The sequence below is a fragment of the Rhodococcus sp. NPDC055024 genome (assembly GCF_053608585.1).
Map to the genome: position 1 here is coordinate 1,363,153 of NZ_JBSGVT010000001.1, position 10,991 is coordinate 1,374,143.

General features: G+C 61.1%; 11 protein-coding genes and 1 pseudogene. 4 read left to right on the forward strand and 8 right to left on the reverse strand.

The window, feature by feature from the left end; translation table 11 throughout:
- The first annotated feature begins 119 nt into the window (after positions 1-119).
- Positions 120-1,091, forward strand: a complete 972-nt coding sequence (locus ACWF6P_RS06360; protein ID WP_452620409.1) for an alpha/beta hydrolase — start codon at positions 120-122, stop codon at positions 1,089-1,091.
- Between the two features lie 7 nt (positions 1,092-1,098).
- On the opposite strand, the gene ACWF6P_RS06365 is transcribed toward ACWF6P_RS06360, so the two are convergent.
- From ACWF6P_RS06365 to ACWF6P_RS06375, 3 genes are read right to left on the reverse strand one after another with little or no spacing between them, the layout of a single operon-like run.
- Positions 1,099-1,902 (reverse strand): transglutaminase-like domain-containing protein, encoded by an 804-nt coding sequence (locus tag ACWF6P_RS06365; protein WP_452620410.1) that lies wholly within the window; start codon positions 1,900-1,902, stop codon positions 1,099-1,101.
- 58 nt (positions 1,903-1,960) lie between these two features.
- Positions 1,961-2,527 carry a nucleotidyltransferase family protein gene (locus ACWF6P_RS06370; protein ID WP_452620411.1) on the reverse strand — a complete coding sequence of 189 codons (567 nt, stop codon included), beginning with the start codon at positions 2,525-2,527 and terminating at the stop codon, positions 1,961-1,963.
- Between the two features lie 2 nt (positions 2,528-2,529).
- Positions 2,530-3,372 carry an alpha/beta hydrolase gene (locus ACWF6P_RS06375; protein ID WP_019745522.1) on the reverse strand — a complete coding sequence of 281 codons (843 nt, stop codon included), beginning with the start codon at positions 3,370-3,372 and terminating at the stop codon, positions 2,530-2,532.
- A gap of 145 nt (positions 3,373-3,517) precedes the next feature.
- Between ACWF6P_RS06375 and ACWF6P_RS06380 the strand changes: the two genes are divergently transcribed.
- Positions 3,518-4,627: a DUF6670 family protein gene (locus tag ACWF6P_RS06380; protein WP_452620412.1), complete on the forward strand. Its 1,110-nt coding sequence runs from the start codon at positions 3,518-3,520 to the stop codon at positions 4,625-4,627.
- An 18-nt stretch (positions 4,628-4,645) separates the two neighbouring features.
- Entirely contained in the window at positions 4,646-5,221 is a 576-nt protein-coding gene (locus ACWF6P_RS06385) for an AAA family ATPase (RefSeq protein ID WP_452620413.1), read from the forward strand.
- On the opposite strand, the pseudogene ACWF6P_RS06390 reads toward ACWF6P_RS06385, so the two are convergent.
- The 5 genes and pseudogenes from ACWF6P_RS06390 to ACWF6P_RS06410 all read right to left on the reverse strand — a co-directional run.
- A pseudogene (locus ACWF6P_RS06390) lies at positions 5,204-5,452 on the reverse strand (formylglycine-generating enzyme family protein); the annotation flags it as partial. The gene ACWF6P_RS06385 and the pseudogene ACWF6P_RS06390 overlap by 18 nt on opposite strands.
- A 54-nt stretch (positions 5,453-5,506) precedes the next feature.
- Positions 5,507-6,721 carry an ABC transporter permease gene (locus tag ACWF6P_RS06395; protein WP_452620414.1) on the reverse strand — a complete coding sequence of 405 codons (1,215 nt, stop codon included), beginning with the start codon at positions 6,719-6,721 and terminating at the stop codon, positions 5,507-5,509.
- Complete coding sequence (locus ACWF6P_RS06400) at positions 6,718-7,395, reverse strand: ABC transporter ATP-binding protein (RefSeq protein WP_452620415.1); 678 nt, start codon at positions 7,393-7,395, stop codon at positions 6,718-6,720. The genes ACWF6P_RS06395 and ACWF6P_RS06400 overlap by 4 nt, the downstream gene beginning before the upstream one ends.
- On the reverse strand, positions 7,392-8,852 hold the full coding sequence (locus ACWF6P_RS06405; protein ID WP_452620416.1) for a hypothetical protein: 1,461 nt from the start codon (positions 8,850-8,852) through the stop codon (positions 7,392-7,394). Before ACWF6P_RS06405 ends, ACWF6P_RS06400 begins: the two co-directional genes overlap by 4 nt.
- A 23-nt stretch (positions 8,853-8,875) precedes the next feature.
- Positions 8,876-9,676 (reverse strand): hypothetical protein, encoded by an 801-nt coding sequence (locus ACWF6P_RS06410; RefSeq protein ID WP_452620417.1) that lies wholly within the window; start codon positions 9,674-9,676, stop codon positions 8,876-8,878.
- Positions 9,677-10,596: 920 nt separating this feature from the next.
- On the opposite strand from ACWF6P_RS06410, the gene ACWF6P_RS06415 reads away from it, so the two are divergent.
- The gene (locus ACWF6P_RS06415; protein WP_452620418.1) at positions 10,597-10,848 is read left to right on the forward strand and encodes a type II toxin-antitoxin system PemK/MazF family toxin; all 252 of its coding nucleotides are present in this window, start codon (positions 10,597-10,599) and stop codon (positions 10,846-10,848) included.
- The last annotated feature ends 143 nt before the right edge of the window (positions 10,849-10,991 follow it).

Below are 10,991 nucleotides of genomic sequence, written 5' to 3' on the forward strand. Positions count from 1 at the left end.
CGAGCAATTGAGGCCTACCCGTCGTGTCATTTTGACGCAGCGTCAGTTATCGTTCACAACAGCAGCCGACAAGTATGTGTAACTCAAATGCACAAAACGGCTTGACCTGGGAGGACGCTATGCGGACGCGAGATTCGACGGTATGGCATTGGAACGTGAGTCCGCGAGCGCGGGTTATCTTCTGCCTGACCAGGACCTTCGTGAAGCCGATGTTCACCCTCTGGCCGACCACCGAACGCGGTATCCGCCAACTCGAGCGACTCGACGCGATGGCGGACAAGCTGCCGAAGCCGAAGAACCTCGACATCGAGCCTTTCACGCTCGGCGGAGTGCCCAGCGAGAAGGTGCAGCATCCGCGCAAAGCTCAGGGCGAGTTGTCCGGCGCCACGATCCTGTACTTCCACGGCGGTGGTTTCGTCTTCTGCGGTCTGGCAACGCATCGGGCACTGTGCGGCTTGCTCTCGGCGAAGGCCGGCGTACCGGTGATCTCCGTGCGCTACCGTCAGCTGCCGGAAGGTTCCATCGGCACCTCCGTCAAGGACGCAATGGCCGCGTACACCGCGTTGCTCGAGACAGCGGAAGACCCGAACAAGATTGTGGTCGCCGGGGATTCGGCCGGTGGATACCTGGCAATGAAGGTCGCCGAAATTGCCGCACTACGCGGAATCACGCGGCCCGCAGCGGTGATCGGCTACTCGCCACTTCTCAACGTGAACCTCGAGGACCACGATCCCGATTTCATGAAACGAGATGCCTACCTGCCGATGTCACAGGTGGCAAAGCTGAAGGACCGGTGGCTCGAAGGTCCGGACGAAATAGTCGGTGCAGAGTCTCCGATCAACGCCGATGCCAGTCTGATTCCGCCGTCGTTCCTGGTGTCCGCCGAATACGAATTGATGCGTCCGGACGTCGAGATCATGACCGAGAACCTGATCAAGGCGGGACAAGCCGTCGAAACGCACATCTGGAGTGGGCAGATCCATGCTTTCCCGGTGATCGGCAAAGCTCTTCGGGAGGGCAAGGCGATCGTCGATCTCACGGTCAAGTTCCTCGAGCGAACGATGGCCTCGCAGAACCAGATCAGCGCCTGACGCTTTCTCAGCCGATCGACGTGAGGCTCGCGTAGTCGTCGTTGTCGAGAACGCCGTCGACGATTGCGCGAACTTCCGAGGCATGCAACGTGATCGAACCGCCGTGGTTGTCGAGGAACGCTGTGTCTGCGGCGTCTCGGCCGGTCGAGATGCGCACAAGATTGCTGCGCGGGGCCAGTTGCGTTGCATCGACCACGCGCCACACGTTGTCGATGTTGGCTTCGACGACGGCGTGAAAATCCATCGGATCGCAACCCGGCGCGTAGACAGCCACCAATCGAGCGGGAATCCCCACGGCGCGTAGCAGTGAGACGGTCAGGTGCGAGTAGTCGCGGCACACTCCGGCGCCCGCGAGCAAGGTGTCGACCGCGCTGTCGGTGCCGCGACTGGTGCCGGGAACGTAACTCAAATGTGTACTCACCCAGCGGGTGACTTCGAGAAGGAGTTCGGCCGGGGGAGTGGTGAGATCGAATTGCCCGGCGACAAAACCGAAGAACTTGTCCGCCTCGGCATACCGACTGGGGCGCAGATACTTCGACACGTCGTAGTCGCTGACCGACGCCGGTTCTGCGCGGCCGATCACGGTCGCGTCGTAGCTGACGATCAGTTTGCCTGGGGCACAGTCGAGTAGGTGGATGCGGGTACCGTGTTCGGCGGTGATCTCGCGGGGTTCGAGTGGATTGCCGTCATGGACGAACGACATCGTTTCCAGCAGTTCGACACCCGGCGCGCGCGTCACCGCGATCTTGAACTCCAGGTTGGTCGCCTCGTCGATCTCGATGTCGAGCAGGGCGGCGACGGTACGTTTCATCGGATCATCTTTACACCGAATTCGGACACCCACCACCTGGGAGGATTGTGACGTGCGATCAGGCGTCGGGATAGTCGATGTCGACGCCGCTGCTGAGGTCGCTGCACTCCACTAACTCGACCCTGTGTTCGCGTAGGTAGGTATTGGCGCCCCCGTCCCCGGTGAGGGACTCTGTAAGCATCGGCCAATGGTCGCGTCCGATCAGGACGGGATGGCCGGGTCTGCCGTGAAAAACAGCCCTTCGCAGTATGTTTCGTGCAGGGGTGCCCACGCCCACAATCCGCGTCACGGTGTCGGTATCGAGATTCGGGACGTCGACCAGGGAGATCGCTGCCGCATCTGCGTCGTCGATTCGCATGGCGGCCTCGAGTCCGCAGCGCAGCGAGGCGCTCATTCCATGCTGCCAATCCGATATCACCACAACGACATCGGTGGTGGGCAGTAGTTCGAGGGCGTCCTCTGCCTGCGCGCCGAGGACCACGATGACCGGTGAGAGGCCGGCGGACTGCAGTGTCGTCACCCCGTGGTGAAGCCAAGACCGACCGTCGGCGTTTGTGACGAGCGCTTTGGGTTTGCCCATGCGGGATCCGGCGCCGGCAGCCAGCAGGATCCCGCACGTCGACATGACTATGCTCCGGTGACCCGCGGACGCAGCCACTCGATCAGATCGTTCAGAACTTCTTCCTGCTCAGGCTCGTTGAAGATCTCGTGGTACAGACCGTCGTACACCTTCAAGGTGACGTCCGAAGAGCCGGCCAGATCTGCGACGAGCTTACTGCCGGCGGGGTCCGTCAAACGGTCGTCCGAACCGTGTTGAAGCAGTACGGGAATGGTGAGCGAAGGCAGGCGCGCCGGGAAGCCTTCCGCGGCGGTGATCATGCCGCGCGCGATTCCGGCGGGAACCTTGCCGTGGTGCACCAGCGGGTCGGCGTTGTACTTGTCGACAACCTTCTGATCACGTGATACCGCGGCCGCTTCCAGATTCTCGACGGGCACGTCGGGGAGATATTTGCCGACGATCTTGCCCAACTGCATCACGATTTTCGGAGTTCCGGTTGCAATGATCACAGCAGGTCCGGAAAGTGCGAGCGCCTTCAGATCGGCCTGATGATCGAGGGCGTAGGAAAGCGCGATCGCGCCGCCCATGCTGTGTCCGAGCAGGAACTTGTCCTTGCCGGGGTGTGCTGCGGTCACGATCGAGAACAAGGTGTGGACGTCGTCGGTGAAGTCGGAGAATTCCTTCAGATGAACGCGCTTGCCGCCGGACCGACCGTGCCCGCGGTGGTCGGGTGCGTACACGATGAGACCGAGTTCGCCGAGTCGCGCGGCTACGTGGTCGTAGCGCCTCGCATGTTCGCCGAGGCCGTGGCAGAGGACAAGAACCCCGGTGGGTTCGCGGTCCGGAGTCCAGACGTCGTAGACGATCTTGGTGCCGGCTACCCCGGTGAACGACGACTCTTCGTGCTGCATTGTTGCACCCTCTCTGCGACCGGTTCCGGTACGCGGATTCTCACATGCTATTCGCCCCTTGCGCAGGGCGCGGGTGTTCAGGGGTGAGGTCGCCGAGGAAACTTCGACACTTGTTTGTTACGTCTGGTTACATTAACTTGGGGGCGTGACCGGACAAACTGTTGATCGTTCCCGCACTGCCTCCGCCACCCGCTCGCGTCGGTTGTGGCGACCGGCGGTACGGGCCTTGCTGGACGGTGCGCTTCCGCTGATCGACAAGCGGATGGCCGAGTCGGTACGCCCGTTCGATCGACCGGCGATGATGCGCCCGCATCTTGCTTCGCGGAAATTTGCCTGGACGCACTACGGGATCTTCGTTCCAGAGTTGCCAGGGCCGTTTCGCTATCTCAACACCATGACGTTGATCGGCGCCACCGGGACGGTGGTCTTCGACAACGACTATCTCGCTGCACCCGACGCGCGAAATACCGCAACCGTGCTGAGTTCCACCGCTGCGCCCGGACACCACTTCTATCGGGCGTACGACGCCGACGAAGACTGCACTTTCGAAGAAGACGGTTCGCGAATTGCCTTCGGTGAGAACCTGATCATCGAGAACAACTACCCGAATTTCCGAGTCACCGGACGCTACGACTCTTTCGATGTCGATCTGGAGGTAGTGGCAACAGATCAAGCGTCGTGGTTCGTGCGCAATCCCGTCTACGACCACGTCAGTCTCCTGGCGCAGTGTTCGGGGACGATCTCGAGTCCGAGTGGACCGGTGAGCATTTCGGCTCCGTGCACCGTTGAATACGCGCGGTGCATGACACCACAGTCTTTGACTCGACGCGCTCTTCCCGAGTCGTGGAAGCTCCCGGCTGACTTCTTCACCTATCAGATCGTTCAACTCGACGACCGGCATCAACTGTTGCTCACCGATGTTCGAGCGTCAGGGGTGACGGCGTGCAAGCTCGCCTACGTTCGGACTGTGGACGGTAGCGCAAGGGTTTTCGACGAGGTCGAGTTCGATGTGCTCGAGTACGCCGACGCATTGCATGTCGACCCGCAGGGTCGCGAGATGCGTGTGCCGCGCGTACTGCGTTGGCAGGTACGCGATCACGGCAGGAGGGTCGTGGAGTTCGAAGCTGAGATCGACTCGGAGTGGCGCTACGGTCACGGCAAGGGATACGTCGGCGCGTACACCTACCGGGGAAGCTTCGACGGTGCGTCGATCAACGGCACCGGTTACATCGAATGGGTGGACTGCGAAGTGTAAGGCCAATAGTGTGTATCGGTGCCTTTCGTAGACCCCACCGCGCTGACGATTCGTCCGCAGAAGATCCTTGTCGCGGGGACCTCGGGTGCCGGAAAGACGACTCTCGCCGGTCGAATCGGGCGGCTTCTCGAGATCGAACACACTGAGCTGGACTCTCTCTTCCACGGGCCCGACTGGATTCCGCTCGAGAGTTTCGAAACCGAAGTACGACGCTTTTCCAGTGAGCCTGCCTGGGTGACCGAGTGGCAGTACGGTGCGGTGCGTCGGCTTCTGGCCGAGCGTGCGGACCTGATGCTGTGGTTGGATCTGCCTCGGCGGACGGTGATGCGCCAGGTGATCACACGAACCGTACGTCGGCGTCTGCAGCGAGAGGTGTTGTGGAACCGCAACATGGAGCCGCCGCTGCACACCATTCTGTTCGATCCCGATCATGTGGTTCGGTGGGCCTGGCGAAGCGACGGACGCAACGCCGAGCGAATGGCCACGGTTCTTGTCGATGTGCCGTCGTTGCCGATAGTTCGGCTTCGCGATCGACAGGAGATCGAGGCTGTGCTCGAAGTCCTCAGCCGTCTGTCCTCAGATCGTCTGAGCTAGGCGAAATCCCAGATCGTCGATAGCAAACGTCGGGTGGCTTCGCCTCCTTACGGTAGCGCCACAACCGCGCTCACTTTCGGCCCAACTGCCGCCGCGAAAGATTCGGTACGTGCCGTAGACCTCGGGGGCGTAGAGATCCCAGCACCATTCCCAGACGTTACCGATCATGTCGTACAGGCCCCAGTTGTTGGGTGCCTTCATCCCGATGTCATGTGCTCGTCCCCCTGAATGGCGCCGCGGACAAACACTTTCAGGATTTAGACAGTTCGTCATCATGGGTAGGGTCTAACCGCTTCGGAGCGCGTCCATGGGTTCGATGCGCGCCGCGCGCAACGCGGGATAGACGCCGGACGCAACACCGACAACCGTTCCCAGCAGAGGCGACGGTAGTAGCAGACTTGGATCCATCACCGGCGTCCACTCGTTGACCGCGGCAATGACGACGACCGCAATGATTCCGATCGAGGCACCTAAACAACCTCCAATCGTGCCCAGCAAACCGGCCTCGGCGAGGAACTGTGCGGCGATGTGTCTGGGTCGCGCACCGACGGCACGGCGTAGACCTATCTCGGGGACTCTTTCGAGGACGGCAACCAGGGTTGTGTTCGCAATTCCGATTGCGCCCACAACCAGACAGATCCCGGCGAGGACGAAGAAGAGACCGGAAAGATCTGCAGCGACAGCCTCACGTAGATCGCGGGGGTTCGGCGGAGGGGTCACCTTGAACGCGTCGGGCTTGTCCGGCCGAAGCGCGAGGGCAATCTGCGTGGCGACTACTGGTGCTGCGCCAGCATCAGCGTCCACCAGCATTTTCGCTCCTCGGTCGGGCTCTGCTTGCCCCCACAGCTGCTCGGATGTAGTTCGTGGAATGAGTACTGCGTTCAACAGACCTGGCTCACGCTCGACGTCAGACACGACGCCGATCACCGTGAAGGCAGTCGAACTGATCATGATGGCAGGGCGTTGATCCAGGCTGCCGATTCCGAGTGCGGATGCTGCTCCCTTGCCCAGTACCGCGACTCGCTGACCATGAGTTTCGTGGAAGCCGTCGTAGAGCCTGCCCTCTCGAATTTCGGGTCGGATCGCGCGCAGAAGGCCCGGGGAAGCCGCGAATACAGAGACGGCCGAACTAGCGGCGTTGTCAGCCCCCGGCCCTGCGTGCACAGTCTCGATCACATCATTGGGGAGCGGCCACCACACTCCGGCATTGCGGACCCCGTCAAGTTGAGTGGCTTTGTCATCGGCGTCGCCGGGGAACGACGAGGCCGGGAAGTCGTGGCTTGTGTTACCGACATCCTGGACGTAGACCTCGGTCGCAGCCAGTTCCGTGAATCGTTGACTGATCTGATTGCCGGCCGTTGCGGTCAGGCCGAGCACGCCTACGAATACGCCAACGCCGAGGACTGTTCCGAGCATGGTGAGCGCCGACCGTCCTGGCCGCTGCACAACGCCCGCGGCAGCTTCGCCGAACAGGTCCCGAATGTGCAGGTGCGACGTCACTCGATTTCCGCGGTTCGACCGTCTTGTACCCGGATTCGTCGGTGAGCCCGGGCTGCGACGGCTTCGTCGTGAGTGATGACGACTACGGTCTGGCCTTGGGTATGCAACTCTTCGATCATCTCGAGAACTCGCGTGGCCGTCTCCGAGTCGAGGTTGCCGGTCGGCTCGTCGCACAGCAGCAGTGCCGGATCGCCGACGCAGGCTCGCGCGATGGCGACTCGTTGGCGTTGGCCGCCGGACAACTGGGTCGGGTAGGCATTCACTTTGTCTCTCAATCCGACGCGGTCCAGCGCAGCCACCGCCCGCTCGCGGCGGACCGAGGGCGCGGTTCCTTTGCGATACATCAAGGCCAGACTGACGTTCTCCCACGCAGTCCGGTGCGGCATTAGGTGGAATGCTTGGAACACGAACCCGATTCTGGTGCTGCGCAACTCGGTCCGCTCGGCGTCGCGCATCGACAACACATCGGCCCCCTCCAGCAGATAATTGCCCGAGGTGTGTCGGTCCAGTAGTCCGAGTACGTTCAGCATGGTCGACTTACCGGAGCCGGACGGTCCGACGAGCGCGACATATTCTCCTGTCGCGACGGTTATGTTGACCGAGGTCAGCGCATGCACTGGGGGAGGACCGGGATAGACGAATCCGAGTTCCGCGATCTCGATGAGCGCGGTCACTTCCCCACCGACCCGGTACTGACCACGACTTGGTCGCCCTCGCCAAGCGTCTCCGTTAGGGATCCTTCTTCTAGTAGGGCAACCTCCACGTACCCGTCGCCGGTCATCCCGACGTTAACTCGTACGGTCACTTCGGTACCGTCGGCGGCCTTCTTTCGGATGCTGTTCTGCCCGTCAGCGCTCAGATACACCGCAGAGACCGGAACGGCCAACACTGCAGATTCGGACGATGCTGCAGTGATGGTGACCCGTACATCACCGGCGAATCCTGAATCCAAGGACTCCGACGGCATGATTCGGACAGAGTGTTCAGTGCCGCGAGCGCCGTTTGCGGCAGGGATTGGCGGGCCAACCGCTTCTACCGTGCCGTTAGCGGAGCGTCCGCTAATTTCCGAGTCGATACGTACCTTCATGCCTGCACGCACCATTTGTGATTGGGCCGCGGCGAGTTTCGCTTCGATCATCGGCTTTCCCGTCGCCAGCGTGATGAGTGCCGGACTGCCGGCGGTAGTGCCTAGACCAGACGATGCTTGCGAATCCACTGGCGCCGTAAGTGTTTGCGACTCCGTCCCTACTTCCTGACCGACCTCCAGCCCGATTGTCGCCACGGTGGCAGGCAATGATGGGACAAAGGCGAACTCGGTCAGTGGCAGCATCGGCCCGGTGCTTGCCGCCACCTTCTCTGCATGCTCGCGAGCAACCACCGCGTCTTCGGCGGCGCGCGAGAGTGCCCGCCGCGCATCGAAGAGTGCCCTCTCGTCGGATGGAACCGTCTGCTCGTCTATAGCTCCCGACTCCAGTGCAGCTAGTTTGCTTCGGGCGTCCGCCTCAGCCAGTGCGGCGTCTTCGGCGGCGCGCTCGGCCTCGCGCGGGCTCTGCCCGGCAGAGTCGAAGATCGGGACATCGTAGTCGAGGGCCGTGTACAGAGCGAAGAGCCCCAGTTTGGTCTTCTCGCCGAAGAACTCCGTGGGTTCACCGTCGAAATACCCAGCAGCTTGCAACGCCAGTTGCAATTGGTAGACATCGCCTCCTCGCATGCCTGGGCTGATGTCCCGATAGCCGGGGATCGCGCCCTGTAGCGCGATCAGCGGTCGACCGGAAACCTCGACGATGGCCTCTCCGGAGGAAACCTGCGACCCTTGCGGTCGCCACACCTGCGTGAGGACGGACTTCCCAGTCGCACTGACGCCGACGTCGATGTCCACAGCGCCGGTCGCAACCACTGAACCGCGCACCACCACGGACTGGCCGATGATTTTGCGCTCGACCGGGACGTAGAGAGTCGTCTCGCCGGGACCATCCGCTTCGACGAGTGCCTGCTCCGGTGACTGAATGAAAGTGCTTGCAGCCCAACCTATTCCGGAACTAATGAGTGAAGCGAGGATCAGTGCAAGAAGAAAGCGTCGCCGGGTTCCCACCACCGTGGGCCCTGAACTCTCGGTGTGAATATCGCTCACGTCAGATCGCTCCTGCTGATCGATCAGCCACCCGCCAACACCGACTGGGCATTCTTGATCGTGGTGTCGATGACGTCCCTGACCTCGGCCAGAACCTCCGCGTTCGCCTCCAACGCGCGCTGCTGATACGCCGTCTCCACCGTGGCCATCGTGCTCACCAGGTCGGTCTGCTCCTTGCAGGTCACATCCGCTGTGGCAGTGGCGACCTCTTCGTCGCTCGCGACCTCCCCCGACCATCTCGGGTCGTTGTTCGCATTCTGGGGGCTGTCGTAGTGAAAACCTTTATCCTCCATACATGTGCGCCATTGCGCGAACGAATTCACCACGCGCGAGTCGATCACCATTCGGTCATAGCTCTCGGTCGCCAAGTGATCCGCGATTGCAGAAACATTCGCGCCCGAGCCATCTCCCATGACAGCAGCGCCCTCCACCGTCGGTAGCTCGGGGACGCCGTTCGCGAGCTTCCTGCGTGCCTCGCCAAGGCAACCCCCCACGGGGATCTCTCGACCTTCGTGCATAGTTGAGCCTCTACCGGTGAGTAATGCGGTCTCCACCGGCGACCACTCGATGACTGAGCCGGATTTTGCCTTCGCTGCATCCGCCCAACGCGAGTGATACCCCAAGGTTCCGGCGTCGGAGATGCTCACCAACCAGTATCTGCGCTCGTTGGGGGGCGGACCAGAATCGGGCGAATCGGTTCCTATGTATTCGCCTGTGAACCCGAATTCCGCCATGCACTTTCGGACCAGAACATTCTCTGCTTGGAGAACCTCCACTACAGGGGTAGTGACATAGGCATCCAACGGGAGGGTGAAATTGCGCATATCGCCAGGCTCGACACGCGAACCCAGCGCAGGCTCGCCAGAATCCACACCGGAATCAGAACTGCACCCTCCCGCACCCGCAACGATGGACACGGCCACGAGAACATGCAGGCTAGTGGATCGCTGCCAACTTCGATTCATAGTGATTTCTTTCCACAAATGATATGCCGATGCGTGATTTGAGCGAACATTGACGGCTCAGTAGTGCGAGGAGAACCTGTCGTTATTTCCGTCTCCTACGTAGCTGTATTCCGTTCCTGCTGGGACGTTCAAATATGGTCCACCATAATTGATGTCATGGTGGAAGTTGTACCACCCGCCATTATTATTCTTGAGGGACGACACCTCGTCCCATAGTCGATAGGTGTTATTGAAATAGCGTCCATTGTACGAACTAACCGAATTTGTAGAGGAAGTAACCCAATACCCTCCCTGGTAGCCGGCGTGGTCGTAGAGGCTGAGGTACGCACTCGCTGGAGCGATGGAAACGCCCACCAGTCCAGCCGTAAACACCACCGCAGTTGCGAGACGGAGCAATAAACGAGCAGGTGGGGCGGTCAGGTTGCGGCGGGTGCTCGATGTGCGCGTGGATTGGGGACTCATCATATGCCCTTTCGGTGGACTTGCCTGGTCGAATTTCTCTGCAAAATGCAACTAGAAACTGCAGGTCAAAATATATCTTCGAAGCATCAATATCAGCAGGCATCTTCTGTGCCTACATTTACTATCGCAAAAGCAGTTAATAGCAATAATTGCACACCTCGAGTGGCTGATCAATGCTATTGGAAAATATTCAGATATGTACGAAATAGGGTATATGTCCACATATAGGTTAGTCCGGTCGTCTTCGAAATTGGCCCGCGCTTCGCGGGCAGATCTACTGGTTCGACATGGGGCACGGCGAGAAGCCGTGAGTGGTGGTGTCCAACAATGTCCGCAACCGCAATCTGAACACGGTCCTCGCCGCCCGCGTGACCACGACGCCGAAGCCCGGTGTTCCGACGGCCGTCCCCCTCGGTGCCGCAGATCCACTTGTCGGTTCGATCCTGGCGGATGACCTCATCCAACTCTTCGACGACGAGATCGCCGCGAGCAGGTCGGCGGGAGCGCTGTCCGCCGCAACAGTGGTCAAACTGAACAAAGCACTCGCGATCGCACTCGGACTGCCCTGACAACTCACTGAACGGCTGTGGCCCGCGCCCGGTTGGGGGGGGGGGCGCCGCCCGGGGGGGAAGAACCGGCGAGGAGTGAGGGGAAAGCGCTCCCGCCAGAGCCCCGCCGGGGGGGGGGGTAACCAAAAACACGCTGGCCGAAG

Bases quoted from the DNA above. Each gene is read 5' to 3' on its own strand.
- ACWF6P_RS06410 (WP_452620417.1), bottom strand. From the start codon at position 9,676: ATGCGCAATTTCACCCTCCCGTTGGATGCCTATGTCACTACCCCTGTA.
- ACWF6P_RS06360 (WP_452620409.1), top strand. From the start codon at position 120: ATGCGGACGCGAGATTCGACGGTATGGCATTGGAACGTGAGTCCGCGA.
- ACWF6P_RS06370 (WP_452620411.1), bottom strand. From the start codon at position 2,527: ATGTCGACGTGCGGGATCCTGCTGGCTGCCGGCGCCGGATCCCGCATG.
- ACWF6P_RS06365 (WP_452620410.1), bottom strand. From the start codon at position 1,902: ATGAAACGTACCGTCGCCGCCCTGCTCGACATCGAGATCGACGAGGCG.
- ACWF6P_RS06375 (WP_019745522.1), bottom strand. From the start codon at position 3,372: ATGCAGCACGAAGAGTCGTCGTTCACCGGGGTAGCCGGCACCAAGATC.